Below are 15434 nucleotides of genomic sequence, written 5' to 3'. Positions count from 1 at the left end.
AGCATCGTAACCAAAAGCGTCGCTGTTGCCATCTCAAGAGGAAATTTGGTTAAGCATAGTACCAATTCGCCAATATAAAAGATGCAAATACGAGCAATGCAGAGTACTTATTATACCTGTCATAAAAGGAAGCAAAAAACCAAGTGCGCATACTAAAGATATTAGTAAACTACCTATTTCATCAACGATATAATCATTGTTATACCCCATCAATACTGTTAAGTGAAAAACAAAATTAACTAGACAAAAAAGTCTAAATAACAACCACATATTGTTCATAAATAATAACCAAAAAAGACAACAGTGAAATAAGAAATGACCAGTTAATGGTTAGTCGCAACCTTTCCCTAATCAAAAGCCCTTGTTCATTCAAAAACTCTTTTTTACTAAACAGCATTGTGAAGTCTCTAGGGCCAACTTTACCTTTGTCAGTTCTAAACATTTTTAAAATAAGTGGGGAAAGAAACAGTCCAACTCCACATATAAAGGATGACAATGGAAAAACAAAGCGAAAAATTTCTAAAACACTCAACTTGTTGTTACTCCTATCTTAAAAAACCGTATACACTTACTCTCTTTTCTGTGGAAAATTAAATCGAAAAAAGCAAGACTTCACTCCAGGTTCATACATATCTAGAGACAACGATTTTCACCCTCCCGTAAAACCAAAAATTCAGAATCTTTATATCTATAGTAACAAAAAAAATTTATACTGTACTTTTATAGATCTAGTAATTCATCTAAACAAACCCTAACGTCTTTATATAGAGCACCATTTTTGATAGTTAATTCACTTGTTCTAAACTTTTCCCGTTTCAACTATTGAGCCCCGGGAGTCCTTCTGAGTAATCAGTATTATACTTCGACCCTTTTTATCAAAAAACCTGCCTGAGACTTTAATACTCTCCCCTGAGCTCTCTAAAAATATAAAATCTGACTCAAATTTCATATCATATTCTGATGCTATAGATTTACACTTTTTTAAAATGCCGTTTTTTTATTCTTCAATTGACATTTCGCTTTCATCAATACTGACTAACTCTTTCTTCCATATTTCTGAAGACTCGAGTCCTTCAGAGTCAAAGCTAACTTTCCATGAATACTCGTCCATAGGTATAATTATATTAATTATACCCCCATATGCGTACTCTATAGTAAATGTCTTCATCTTATAATAAACAAGTTAATTCATGAATATTCATGCGTTCCAACATAGATTCTTTATTTACCCTGCCTATATCTATTACTCAAACGGGTATAGATCTACATCTAAACTAGCACCAATGTTACTAATCCAATTAATATATTTCCTTTCAAAGGTTAGTGGCGGTGCATCGTCGCTGTAAATCGAAAGTGACACTTGAATATACACGTCTCCTCTGTCAGACAACAATCGAATCAAATGTTCTCTATCTACAGTTCTCGTGAACAAGCTTTCAAGGTGATCTTCAATTGTTGAAGAAGAATCGACTTCGGACTTTATTGTACAGCCATTATCTTCCTCAACTATTGAACCTAATTTCCTGCTATCACCAACATCCCAGAGCTCATCAAAGCTCATTCCAACCTGCCCTGAAATATCTTTAGAAGAAACACTCTCACTCACAATACTTAATCTTGCATAAACTCTCATATTTTCCTCACAAGTTATAAATATTGAAACCAGTAAACTCTCCAGGACCATTACCCTTCTTTGGCTTAACAAAAATGTTTCCGTCTCTATCTTTGAATAAATCGTTGAGGGATTGAGTTCATTGAGCTTACAAAATGCAAGCGTTGACAATGAACTCGATTCAGACTGCTCGATGAGCGTTTGCCATTCTTGATTAGTGTGTCGTTTTCCCATTTCAAATCTCCTCATGGTCGGAGACTTGATCTTATTCTTCGCGCTAGGCGATTAGAATGCGGGGTTTATGACGCGCTTACAAAGGACAAACTCCACTTCCATTCCAATCTATTTCGTTAAGATATTCAAACAAAGTCCTCTCTGCGTAGATCGAACCATTATTAACATCTAGATGAAAAACATGATAACAACCCAAATTTTCAATATCTAAAATAGCGTTTTCGTCATTATTATTAGAAGTTATAACAACCCCATTAAGGCCAAAATCAGGGAATATTCCTTCAATTTCCCTTGTTAAACCTGCACTATTTTTAAAAACAAATGGATAATTAAAATTAATTCCATTTCTTTCGGAAAAGTTTATGCATAATTTTCTTGCTGCATTAAATAATTGGAATATTTCCTGGATATTTTCACTTTGAGTCTCACACTCTACTTTATAAACTTCTAAATCTAAAAAACCAGACTCATCAAAACTAAGTAGCCAATACTTATCTCCCATTGTAATTTTCACTGATATCCATGATGAGCACTTATAACTAATTTCATATTTAATATTTTCAACATCTAATTTATTCAAAAATTCAAATAAGTTCATATTTTCCATCCATGCTTTTTCAACCACTTTTTAGTCTTATTAGAAAACTTGGGATCAGAATCTTTTGGTTCACCGTCTTGATTTAATGCTCCTCCTTTAGTTCCATGAGCATGCCACTGAGAACCTGGCTGACCATGGGGTGGATCAATTCTATCAATTTCACATGGGCCTTGTCCTTTGCGTTTCTTATTTCTAGCTCTCTTCGGTCCTTCTTCATCTTCCTCATTGCTATTTTGCCAACTCGGCCAATCAGGTAAGTTAGGTATTTCGCAACCGCCAAGAGCCCTGCATACCACATAACTTACAGGAATAGCAACTGCAGGGTGAAGCATTGCTACTGCGAATCTGCCATCCGGATCCACATACCAAACGGCTGTAGAGTGAAATCATCGCCACTTACTTGCCCGTAAGGCGAATAACCTCTCTGGCTGAGTCTTTCACCAGTCTAGTCAAACACAACATAGGCTTGCCCCCTCCTTTATCTATGAAAGGCCTAACCTCATTAAAAATAGCAATAGCTGAATTTATAAAATAATATTTCAAGTTAAATAATTAAAATTTTTCTAGCATTTTTTTCTCTTCAAAAACTGAAACATCATACATCTCAGAGCAGTATTCTAGAAAGTTAAATAATACCTCTTTTTGTTCGTTACTTAGAAAATGAAAGTCATAGCTTTCACTAGAACCAGAATCTTGAATATAAAGCAATAAAAATGGCATCATTTTCTCATGTCCACTACGTTGTTTTATTATATATTTACACAAAGATGATAACAGCCATTTCATGCCTTCGTTACTTACACATAAATACTCATCATAATATTCAGCTAGATTATTAACATCACTATCCAATACCCCTACAGGTATTCTGTCACTAATCATCTTTCTGATAATATTAGTTTTCCCGACGGCAAAAAATACGTCTACATCTGGACACCGAACATCTGGAAAAGCTTTGTTAAAACGTCTATTAAGCTCACCTTTGTCAATATAACCCCAATACTCCACAATCTATTCCCCTCAAAATCATTGACATTCCATAACTTCTCTAGCTCGTTCACAGTCTTCTGCTAACCTATTATACTTTTTCGCCCTTCTCTGAGCTTCTTTGATAGCTTGTGTGTGTCTTCCTGGCCAAAATTTTTCATCCCACTGCGCTCTAAGGTGGGCACACATATTAGCTTGGTGTGCCTCATTTCTGTAATCTTGGCACTCATCACCAGAAGGAGGAAGTTTGGGACCACAGGAATTTTTATAATAGTCATACATTACACTTGCTTCGCGTTCATCTACCCAACCATTTTCCGGACTAGCATTCGTCATTGTGTTTGTTGGCGGAAATATCGGCAAAACCGGTGGAGGAATAACCATCGCTAAACGCCCATCCGGATCAATATAACCTAATGGATCACCATCCACATACGCATAGAGGTTAATCCCGCCTTGCTCTTGCAGTGGGTCGCGGTTTAGCCAGCGGCCCAAGTTTGGCATATAGAAGCGATAACCAAAATAAACTAATCCACTTTCAAAATCTGAGCGTTTGGTCGACATACCAAACGGCTGTAGAGTGAAACCATCACCACTTACTTGCCCGTATGGCGAATAACCTCGTTGGCTGAGTCTTTCGCCTGCTTGGTCAAACACACCATAGACATGACCGAGATGGTTAGTCATGTAATAGATATTTTGCTGGCTCTGCTGACGCATTAATAACCCAGCGACACCGCCTTTTCTATCTGGTCGCCATAGACACCACCTTATTTTGCAATCATTTCAGTTGTTGCTCGAAAGGTCATCACCTACTTTTTTGAGACTAGGCCTTTTGTCCTATTTCAAATGACAAAACCTGGCCAAGTCAAATCATTGCGTTTATTTCCGTAGTTTTGAAGCATCGGGGTTACATGCTTCTTCATCGATCAAAGTTGGGTAATAATCTTTTTTATCTTCAAGCCCATAAAACATAGTTCCATGGATACCTTGAACATCGCACTTGCGTACTCTTCGACCCCACAAATTCTTTAGAGCCTGTTTAACAACTAAATTGTCCGAATCAATATCTTCTATAAAAGCAATGTTCGTATTGGCAGGAAACAACAATGAAAACTCCTCGTCCGTTGCCGAAAAAATATCATATGTTGCATTAATTGCGTCATCTATAATCTGTATGTTCTTCATTTTCTCACTTTTCCTCCTGGGTATACATTACGATATCGACCGCGCCTTTGACCCGGTTGCTTGGGCGTCTGCACATCCCAATGGTCTCCACCATGGTCAGCTTTTCCCCCTGTAGGAACCCAGACCTCCCCTATATGATCTTCCCAACCTTTCCCTGACCCGTTTGGGTTTTTTACCCGTCCACTAGGATCGCAGTTTTTAGGAGGCTTCTTGGGAGGGATAAAGCCGTCGTCTTCTCCTGGCTTTCCAGGAGCAGGAAACTCACTTTCACCAGACTCATTCCAGTCACAGAGATCGGTAAGTACGCATAGTGCCACTCCTGCAGTCGCACCTACAACACCACCGACTACTGCACCAGGAGGACCAGCTAAAAGCCCACCAGCTACTGCACCAACTGCCATAGGTGAACGCCCATCCGGATCTACATACCCTAACGGGTCACCATTTACATACGCATAGAGGTTAATCCCGCCTTGCTCTTGCAGTGGGTCGCGGTTTAGCCAGCGGCCCAAGTTTGGCATATAGAAGCGATAACCAAAATAAACTAATCCACTTTCAAAATCTGAGCGTTTGGTCGACATACCAAACGGCTGTAGAGTGAAACCATCACCACTTATTTGTCCGTAAGGCGAATAACCTCGCTGACTGAGTCTTTCGCCAGCCTGGTCAAACACACCATAGACGTGACCAAGATGGTTAGTCATGTAGTAGATATTTTGCTGGCTCTGCTGACGCATTAATAACCCAGCGACACCGCCTTTTCTATCTGGTCGCCATATATTGTTTGCTAATACGTTGTTCTCGCTGTCACGCTCTTGAAGCTCAATCAGGCCTAAGCGAACAAAGCGTTTCTCTAAGGTTTTAATATTGCTTTCAAAACGCTGATACACTCTTAGAAAATGATCGTGACCATACTCAAATCGTTCCTCAATCTGAGTGCCACTTTTCTCAAAACGAATCGCGGTCAGTCTGTTTTCAGCGTCATAGTCTGCTTCAAAAGGAGTCTCACCTGGCAATAAGCCTTGTACTAAGTTTCCATCAGCATCATAAACAAAAGCGCTACTGTCGCCATCCCACGAGGAAATTTGGTTAAGCGAATTGTACGTGGCTTGTGTTTGTGGGCGCTCTAGAAGGAGCGGTTCGTTAGACTCTAATTGGGTGAGTTTACCTGCAACGTCAAAACCGAAAACAAACTTGCCGATTGTATTCACGCCTTTTCGGTATTCGAGCTTGGAGAGATCGCCAATATTGTCAAAGCTCAACACTTGCTTGATGCCATTGGGGTAAGTTAAGTCAGCCGAAACATTATCAGGCGAATCATCGTAGGTGAGTTCAAAGACCTGTTCCAGTGCCGAAACTTGCTTTAGTCGACCCAGAGCGTCGTACTTGTACTCACCGTAGTTATCTCCATCCAACATCAATGAAGAGAATCGATTCAGCTTATCAAACCCAAGTTCAATGGTATCGTTGTCCCAAGGGCCATCAATGCTCTCAACTTTACCGTCCGAGAAATAAGAATATTGTGTCAGACCTTGGCCATCAGAGACTGATACCAGCTCTCCTAACGAATTATATTGATAGGAAACTTCTGGTGTAGCGTCGCCATAACTTACACGAGTCAGTTGGTTATTTTCATTGTAATGAAAAGACTTTGTAACGCCTCGAGCATTAGTGGTGCTGTTGATATAACCTTGCTGGTAATCAATTTTTAGCGCGCTGCCATCTGCGTAACGCTTCGTTGTAAGCTGACCCACGGCGCTATATTCAAATTCTGTTTTATTTTGATTGGCGTCAATTAAAGCCGTAGTGCGTCCTGCCGCATCTCGTTTTAACCGTGTAACGCCCAACATAGGGTCAATAACCGCTACCAGTTGCTTTGCTGAATTATATTGATATTGGTAAGTTCGACCTCCCGGAAGGGTTTCGCTCTCTACAAGACGAGGACAACTCCCATAAACAATCTCAGTATCACGATTTCCCTCTCCGCTGACATGAGTGAGTTGGTTAATTCGGTCATAACGATACTGCGTGGCGTTACCATGTATATCAATAACTTGTGTTACGCGCCCTAGCTCATCATATTGATATGACGCCAGCGCCTTACCCTGACTAACAATCGAGTCGAGTCGCCCAGATGAATAACCAAAGTCGACAACGTTACCGTCAGCAGCCGTTACTTGTAATAACTGCCCTTGGTCGTTGTATTTATAGCGAGTTTTAACACCGTTTAAATTAGTAGCACCAATCAGTAAGTTATTTTGGCTGTATTCAAAACCCTTTTCGCCTGTCGGCGTGACAGCTTTAATTAAGTTTTGACGATCATCGTAAACATAGATCGTGCTGTTATTGAGCGTATCAGTAAACTCCACAACTTTACCAAACGAGTTATTGCGATACTTTACGGAATTACCATCTGAATAAACAGTTTTGGATAGATTACGATTTTGATCGTATTCGAAACGAGTCCATGTACCATCCGGTCTAGTAACCTGTTGAACACGAGAATAACCTTTGGAGAACCGCTGATAGTCATAGACAGTTTTAGGAACGTCGGGTTGGTCATTGTTAACATTAACATCCACGTAATTGATGTAGTGCTCTGGTGAGATGTACCACGCTTTGCCTGTTTCTGAGTTGTAGAAAAACTCCTCTTTATAACCCAGCGGATTTATCGCAGTCACTCGGCTACTCATTCCCATTGGGTCACCAGGTGCTGGATATTCATCTACCCGATTTGAATCAGCGTTGCCTAGCTCAACAATAAATTGGGTTTGTCCCTTAGCATCAGTGATTGACGAGATTATCCCCATCTCATCATAAGTGATATCTGCGGAGTACCCTTGCATGTCCTCAAGCGAGATTAATTCACCTTTCTGGTTATAGTTGAAATGAGCTTGATACCCCGTCGGGCCTTTCACCGAGACAATTTGCTTGGCCTGGTTATAACTAAAAGTCAGAGATTGATCTAATGCGTTAGTCACACTCGTCAACTGGTCGTCTTGGTAAGCAAACTTAAGTGCGTTACCGCTTTGATCGACCGTGGAACTTAATCGGTAATCGCCACTTTCCACGTGAGTGAACGTTTTGTAACTGCCGTCAACGTAAGTCGCCTTAATCACGCCATCTTCAACACTCAACCGAGGCAGCAAAGTCGCTTCTCCTGACAGAAGCGATTGTGAATTTAAAACATAGTTAGTACCAATTTGTTGGTATTCATCGACGCGTCCTGTTCCCGCAAACAGAACTAGCGAATTAGATTCATTCGGTTGGGTTATATAGTCACTGTAACTATGGGACCATCGAGAACCAACCGAATTATTTGTATTTTCTTTTCCAAGCGCATTGTAAGTTAATGTGAATTCAATATTAGGTCCATACGCCGAATCAAACCAGATTGGCGTATCTTGAACAACGAGGTTGAGATTATTGAAGTCAAAGTGCCATATTGGTGCTCCTCTCGAAGAATGGCAATCATCTCCTGATTCCCCCCCTTTTTGAGCTTGACCTTGACCTTGACCTTGTTCGTATGAACTATTTGGCCCTAAAGGGCCTGTAGGTGGTTCAACAGCAGGCGCACACGACTGCAGTAACGCTAACAATACGATTGCAAGCGCGACAAAAATTGCCAAAAGCATCTAAGTTTCCTTAATCGGATTTATGGGTTTAACGGAGTTTCAATTAGAAGGCTTTCTGCCGAGAGTAACGCATCTAACTTATTGGTAGCTTTGTTCATTATCAAAGGACCCAATCTGAATTCGAAATCGTAGTGCATAGCAAGTGACGACTCAGGTCCACTCGACACCTTCGACCTACGATTTATTAATTCTTCATCCGTAAGCGCTCGGTTCCAGAGTTGCACGTTGTCAATCTGAGCATTTACAGGATAAGCCCCCCCAAATGTAATAGGCTCCGTACTCTGCCCGCTAAAACGAATATTCGATAAGGTCCCGACTAACTGACCATCAATATATGCTTGAGCGTTAGGGGCTTGGTATCGAAGAGTAAAGTGATACCATTGTTCACTATTTAAACTAGCACTATTATTTCGACTTTCATCACCAACGCCGTAACTCAAATCACCGTTTTTATTTAAACCAATGTAAAAACGATGTTTATTATTGTCATCAGAACCAACGTACTGTAGTAGCCCCTTAAGTTGGTTAAACTTGATATCAAACATTAATGTTTTGTCTTCAGAATTAGGATAAACCCCCGTTATAACGTGGCTATTTTTGTCACCATCCAATTGCAGTACACCACTCGATATAGATATACCTTGCTCTCCTTGAGCCAACTTTACTGCTTTGTACCAATCAGTAAATGAGTACCAATTGGTGATACCATCACTATTGCTATCTTTGTTGCCATCCCTAACACGCAAAGCGCTCCCTTCTTCAAGCTCAAACCCATCGAACATGCTATCCCCATCTATATCTGGATCGCATGCAGAGACAAGTATTTCTAATTCTTGTCGATCGGATAATCCATCGTGATCGGTATCGTTTGTTGTGGCATCAACACACATTTTCGCTTCAACGTAATCCGGGATAGTATCTAAGTCAGTGTCATTGACTTGATGACTTTCAAGCTCAATATCATCGACCAACTTTAGGTCGAATTGATCATTGGCGTGATTTTTTACCCATTCTCCTTTCACAGACGAAAAGTCATAAGACGCGATTAAACCCTCGATATGCTCCTTAGGATGCAGCGCCATGAAGCGGTGGAGTTCTGGTTCAGACAAGGCTCTGTCCCATATCTGCACGTTATCAATAAGGCCAGTGTAAAAATCAGAAGCCATTCCCGACTTATTCAAAGCGCCCAACCAAAGTGCATGTTCGAAGGGAGCAGAAATCGTCGACCAAGAACGTATTGTTTCTTTTGTTAATTGTCCATTGAGGTATAGTTGAATATGATCATCATTTACGACTAACGCGATGTGGTTCCAATCATCCGTCGAGTATTCCGCCTCTCTAAAAGAATAACCACTCGATTTGTCTTCACCCCATGCGAACTTCTTCTGCGCATACTGAATTCCAACGTAATAATGCTGGTCGGCAGTTTCACTTACACCGGATAACTGTGATTCTTCACTGGTTGATTTAAACCAATACATTAAGGTTGAATCACCGTTTTCTGGGAAGAAAGACGTAATTGCATAACCTTTACTCGCCGACAAGGCGCCAAATTCGACCACTGTTTCAGGCAATTGCTCTGTTTGTATCTTTCGATATTCATCCCAGTTGGAAATACCGTTGCCATTGCTGTCAAAATTAGCATCAGTAATCAAGCCATCACTACCGTGAGAACGTTCAAAGTCATCCGTCAAACCATCATTATCACTGTCAGGATCGCAAGGGTTAGTAATCAAAATGAATGGTTTGCCCACTGAGAGTTCATCACCATCATTAACGCCATCACCGTCGCTATCAGCCGTTAACCCATCAGTACAAAAAGCTAACTCTAATCGGTTAACAAGGCCATCGCCGTCAGTATCTTCGTCTGTTGGCTCAGCAACTAAGTAAGCGCCTTGCGTTAATTTGAGATCGTATCGTCCTGTTGCTTTATTTTTCACCCAATCACCTTGGGAGTGAGTAAAGTCATACCATGCAGCAAGATTGCTATCCGAAGCTTTGGGCGCAGTAAACATATACTGGTAAATTTCAGTTGCGTTTAATGACCGCTCCCAAATACCAACATTATCAAGTAACCCCTTCATATGTTCTTTAGAGAAGCCTACATCATTAACGGCCCCAAGGTAGGTGGCCCACACATTCGGTAAGTCTGCGCGCGATGGGTATTTTTCATCTACGAGTTGCCCGTTAAAGTATAATTTTGCTTTTCCTTGATTTGACAAGACGAGAGCTAAATGTGCCCATTCATCCGAATTAAGTTTTGTGGCAGTATATGATGTGCTGCGCTCGTCACCATATTTTACTTTATCGTATGAAAAACCAAGTTTATGAGTATCCATGTTTCCTGATCTTTGCTCTTTACTTGGCTGATACTTAACCCAAAACATCAACGTCATGTCATGTGACAACGAGAAGTGATTGGTAATTGCGTACCCATTGTTATCCGTTAACTGCAAAGAACGTGAGGATTCAATGATGTCGTCTTGTGACAACTGTTCAACTTGATGCTGGGCATACGCTTCCCAAAGGCTCAAATTGGGATGATTTACAGAACTTTTCCCTGCGTTACTCTGAAGCGGATCACTGTTTTGTTCTAACTCAAAATCATCCGGAATATTATCCCTATCACTGTCCCATAAACAGGGGTCTGTAATTGTTAAATATTGGGAATTGACCCCATATTCTTGACCATCCAATAGACCATCACCGTCTGTGTCAGCTTGGGTTTCATCTAAACAGCTTGCAAGTTCTAACTTGTCATCCAACCCATCCTTATCTAAATCAACAAAAGGGCGCTCTGCTGAAATTTTTGCGCCATGAACGAGCTTCAGATCGTACAAATTAGTCACTTCATTCTTGACCCAACCATTTTTAGTGTCGTCAAAGCGATACAACCATTCTAGGGTACTGTCTGACTCAGGATTCGGCGACGTTATCATAAAACGGCGGACTTCTTCACGTGTGAGTTCACGTTGCCACTTCATGACGTTATCCAATTTACCATTCATATGTCGCCTAGCTAATCCTTCAAAATTGGCCGCGCCTAAGAAAAAGGGATAAGCAATCGACGTTAGAGTGTTCTTACTTAGCAGTGCTTGTTGTCCATTGACATAAAGCGTTGTGAACTCACCACCAATAGTCAATGCGATATGATTCCACTGCTCATTAACTAAGTCATGGTCATAAGCTTGCTCACCATACTTCTTAGTCCTATACATAACACCGTACATACTTTGGCCCAACGCTAGTGATGAGCTACTGTTCACATCCGTCACACCAGAAAGTGATTGATCGTAAACAAAAAGTTTTTCATTGGGTTTGTACCAAAACATAATAGTGACTGGGTGAGATGCCGGGTAGTAACCTGTAATGGCGTACCCTTTTGAACCTTCGACGTCGAATACTCCCGGCACGGTTTGCTCGCTGGCAGATTGAAATGCATCACTGCGGTTTATATATTCAACATACCTATCCCAGTTTGGCTTATTAACTTCAGCATCAATAAGATGGCCATCGGCTAATGTAGGGTTCATACCATTGCTAATTTCAAACGCATCATCAATACCATCATTGTCAGTATCAGAGGAGCAAGGGTTAGTGGTGAACTTTTGGCCATTGATAAGAAAACCTTGATTGAGTTCGTCACCATCATTAAGGCCGTCACCATCACTGTCTAACACTCCAGGATCAGTACAATAAGTCGCTTCAAACTCGTCGCTTAACCCATCTCTGTCACTGTCGTTAGTTTGCTCAGATTCAATGATATGTGCACCCTTCACCAATTTCAGATCATATTTCCCATTTGCCCTATTTTTAACCCAAGCACCAAGATGATTTGAGAAGTCGTACCAAGCGACAAGGTTTTCGTTAGTGCTATCAGGACGCTTACGCATGTAATTGATTATATCCTTTTGGTTAAGAGCCTTATTCCAAAGCTGAATATCATCAACTTGACCATTTTGATGTTTCACATCCAAGCCTTTGTAATTAACCGCGCCAAACCAAAGTGTATAAGAGGACTCAAAATTTTTATTTCGTTTATCAATAATTTGCTCTAATTGCCCGTTAACAAAAAACTTTTGGGTACTTTGAGAGATAACAATCGCCAAGTGGATCCATTGACCTGATTTGATCGTAATATCTGATTGAAGTTCTTGATAATTTGAACGAACTAGCGGTTTATCATTTCCACTAATACCCAGGTAACTGCCTTTATACATCTCAGTTTGTACACCACTAAATTGATCTAAACCCTGCTTGCTTGGCTTAAACCAATACATCAATGTAGTTTCGTCGGCGTTCTTCTCTCGTTGAATATCAGAAATTGCATAACCTAAACTGTTCGACAGGTTCAACTCACCATCTAAGTGTTGCACTTTTTTGTCTTGATCTAATAGGCGACTCACACTCTCTTCGGCATAGGTTTCCCAGTTGGCAATCTCTTTATCATTTAATACATCAAGGTCATGTTTTGTTGGATCCATACCATTGTCTTGCTCAAATTTGTCATCAATACCATCGTTATCGGTATCACTAATACAAGGGTCTGTGGATTTTAAAGGTGCCAAGGGTGTCAGTTCATTTTTATCTAAAATTCCATCCTCATCACTATCACTGTTATATACGTCCAAGCATTTCCCTAATTCAAAAGCATCAGAAAGGCCATCGCCATCACTGTCTCGCTCTTTGTCTTCTGGTTTTAAGCGAGTAACGTCAGTCAACTTGAGATCAAAGCGACCACTCACTTGATTCATTACCCAGTCACCGCGTGATGTAGAAAAATCATAGGATGCAACAAGCCCTTGAATGTTTACTTGAGGTGCTTCGGTCATGTAACGACGAACCTGATGTTGCTCTAGGGTTTGATTCCAAATCTGCACGTTATCAAGAATGCCATTCATGAAATATTTCGGCTGACTCGAATCATTCAATGCTCCGATCCATATCGCGAGTATCTCTTTTCTATTAAACCAAGTTGGCACACGACTCGAGTAAGCTAAATTTCCATCAAGATAAACTTGAGTGGTATAAGTGTTAGAATCCCAAACGAAAGCAAAATGATGCCAATTATCAAGAGTAATATTTGGGTTGACTCTCCCAGGATAAAAAGAAGTATTAATAATTCCTTTTATGGTGTTATTGAAACCGATTCCTAATTTTGTTTGGTGCCACCCTTTACCGTCAAATCCAGAATATTGTTCGGATTTATCCTTAGGTTTAAACCAGTACATTAAGGAAAAGTCTTCTTTATTATTCGACAATCCAGAAATAGCATAAGTATTGCTGCCTGTTACATCGAAGTGCCTATCTTCTTCAATAACCTGAACCTCACTGTCTCTCTTTTCAACGTAAGAAACATACTTTTGCCAATAACTGATCTTTGAACCTAAGTTACTTTTCAGCGCATCGTTCAGCGCCGGGTTCATTGAGTGGTGATATTCAAAGCCATCTGCGATACCATCGTTGTCAGTGTCGGCATTGCATGGATTGGAAGTCACATCTAACGATGAGCCAATACCTAGCTCTTCACCGTCAGGAATACCATCCGCATCACTGTCTGAGTTATGACTATCACTACACAAAGCACTCTCGAATATATCAGGTATACCGTCACTATCTGAGTCGATATAGTTTTCTTCAAGCTTCAACTTCGCTCCAGCTACTAGCTTCAGGTCAAACTTATTCGTTACTCTATTTTTGACCCACTCGCCGCGGCTTTCATTAAAGTCGTAAAAGCCAAGTAAGTTATTACTTGTCACTTTGTCGAGACTAAACATGCTTTTTGCGACATCTTGTTGTGATAGCGCTACATTCCAAACACTAAGATTATCGATCACCCCCTCAATACTTTCTGGTTGCCAAGCTCGCTTGTGATGACGAGTACCAATCCAAAGGGCATATTGGCTGGCTTCTTTAAATGCCAAAGATCTCATCGTGTGTTTTAATTGACCATTAATATATATTTCTGCCACAGAGCTTGAATAGACCAAGGCGACATGCGTCCAATCCTCATCCTCAATCTTCACTTTACTTAACGTGACAGCTTTATTTCCAACACCGAACGTGACACTATTTTCTTGATCAATACCGGCATAGAACCGACGACCACTATCATCGTCACTACCCATTGTCTGTTGTTCGTGACTTTCAGCGTGTTTAACCCAGTAAGTCATACTCATCGCTTCACTACCTGGAGCAAACCCAGAAATTGCATAACCATTGGTATTTCTTACATCTAACAATCTGCGTTCGGATACAACTTTCAGTTGCTGTTGCTCATGTTTCTTCGCAATCCAATCAACATAAAGCGACCAGTTATCTCCTCGATAGCTATCAACCACCATTGGATCACTGCCAGCTTCAACTTCATACGCGTCTTCGATTCCATCAAAATCACTATCTTGTAAGCAAGGAAGTGAGGTCATAATTATTGATTCACCAAAACGTATTTCTTGACTATCTAAAAGGCCATCATTATCAGAATCAGGGGTTTGCGAAGACATGCATAGCTTGTCTTCGATGTGATCGGGCAATTGGTCTCGATCACTATCTAGTGCAGAGAAAGTATAAATTGGACTTTTGGAGTTAGCGCCTTTCCCATCATGCGCGACAACGTTCCAATATCTAGAATGGCTATCTGAAATATGAGACAAATCCAACTTTAGTGAAGTAGTTGTGATACCAGTTTTAAATTGACGTAATTTTCCTGGTTCATCGCCAAACCAAAAATCGTAATAGGAAGCGCCTTTAATTGGTAACCAAGTAAAAGTAATGGATTGTGACAAGTTTCTTATCGAATAATTATCTGGAGCAGTCAGTGTGATAGGATTAAGGTCTGAAGAAAACTCGCCTTTGCTTATACTTAGACGATTACCAAGAGCATCAACAGCATAATAGTTAAATTCATTATCGGCTTTTTCATTGATTAATTCTCCACGTAGATTGTATTTATATTCCACTTGACTTGCGTTAACGTAGAAAAAACCAAGTAAGAGATATAATACCAACGTCTTTAATGAGATATTAATAAAAGTCACGAATAAAACTCAGGTTAAAATAATCATTATTAAATGCTATTTAAAAACCTCACGAAATCCCAATTAATTTAATTTATATAGTTATAACTGTTAATTATAATCGAATCATCAACGTTATAGTTATCGAAAGTTAATTACAAATC

At 40.2% G+C, this 15434-nt stretch carries 8 protein-coding genes; all 8 read right to left on the bottom strand.

The annotated features are described in order from the left end of the window. Positions 1 to 1243 precede the first annotated feature (1243 nt). Positions 1244 to 1846, bottom strand: coding sequence for a DUF4279 domain-containing protein (locus L0992_22335; GenBank protein ID XGB69135.1), 603 nt, complete (start codon positions 1844 to 1846; stop codon positions 1244 to 1246). A gap of 76 nt (positions 1847 to 1922) precedes the next feature. Beyond that, positions 1923 to 2471, bottom strand: coding sequence for a hypothetical protein (locus tag L0992_22330; GenBank protein XGB69134.1), 549 nt, complete (start codon positions 2469 to 2471; stop codon positions 1923 to 1925). Then, entirely contained in the window at positions 2441 to 2776 is a 336-nt protein-coding gene (locus L0992_22325) for a hypothetical protein (protein ID XGB69133.1), read from the bottom strand. The genes L0992_22330 and L0992_22325 overlap by 31 nt, the downstream gene beginning before the upstream one ends. A 220-nt stretch (positions 2777 to 2996) precedes the next feature. Then, positions 2997 to 3452: a hypothetical protein gene (locus L0992_22320; GenBank protein XGB69132.1), complete on the bottom strand. Its 456-nt coding sequence runs from the start codon at positions 3450 to 3452 to the stop codon at positions 2997 to 2999. An 18-nt stretch (positions 3453 to 3470) separates the two neighbouring features. After that, positions 3471 to 4151 carry an RHS repeat-associated core domain-containing protein gene (locus L0992_22315; protein XGB69131.1) on the bottom strand — a complete coding sequence of 227 codons (681 nt, stop codon included), beginning with the start codon at positions 4149 to 4151 and terminating at the stop codon, positions 3471 to 3473. Between the two features lie 162 nt (positions 4152 to 4313). After that, the gene (locus tag L0992_22310; protein ID XGB69130.1) at positions 4314 to 4619 is read right to left on the bottom strand and encodes a hypothetical protein; all 306 of its coding nucleotides are present in this window, start codon (positions 4617 to 4619) and stop codon (positions 4314 to 4316) included. Further along, the gene (locus L0992_22305) at positions 4616 to 8254 is read right to left on the bottom strand and encodes an RHS repeat protein (protein XGB69129.1); all 3639 of its coding nucleotides are present in this window, start codon (positions 8252 to 8254) and stop codon (positions 4616 to 4618) included. Before L0992_22305 ends, L0992_22310 begins: the two co-directional genes overlap by 4 nt. A 20-nt stretch (positions 8255 to 8274) precedes the next feature. Continuing rightward, a complete protein-coding gene (locus L0992_22300) occupies positions 8275 to 15213 on the bottom strand; it encodes a LamG domain-containing protein (GenBank protein ID XGB69128.1) in 6939 nt (2312 codons plus the stop codon). Between the last annotated feature and the right edge of the window lie 221 nt (positions 15214 to 15434).

Origin of the sequence: Vibrio pomeroyi (genome assembly GCA_041879425.1) — a bacterium.
Classification (GTDB): Bacteria; Pseudomonadota; Gammaproteobacteria; order Enterobacterales; family Vibrionaceae; genus Vibrio; species Vibrio pomeroyi_A.
Note: the sequence above shows the minus strand (reverse complement) of the source record. Positions and strands in the feature narration are given on the sequence as shown.

Excerpts from the sequence above, each read along its gene's own strand:
- L0992_22335 (XGB69135.1), bottom strand. The coding sequence starts at position 1,846 with ATGGGAAAACGACACACTAATCAAGAATGGCAAACGCTCATCGAGCAG.
- L0992_22325 (XGB69133.1), bottom strand. The coding sequence starts at position 2,776 with ATGCTTCACCCTGCAGTTGCTATTCCTGTAAGTTATGTGGTATGCAGG.
- L0992_22305 (XGB69129.1), bottom strand. The coding sequence starts at position 8,254 with ATGCTTTTGGCAATTTTTGTCGCGCTTGCAATCGTATTGTTAGCGTTA.
- L0992_22315 (XGB69131.1), bottom strand. The coding sequence starts at position 4,151 with ATGCGTCAGCAGAGCCAGCAAAATATCTATTACATGACTAACCATCTC.
- L0992_22310 (XGB69130.1), bottom strand. The coding sequence starts at position 4,619 with ATGAAGAACATACAGATTATAGATGACGCAATTAATGCAACATATGAT.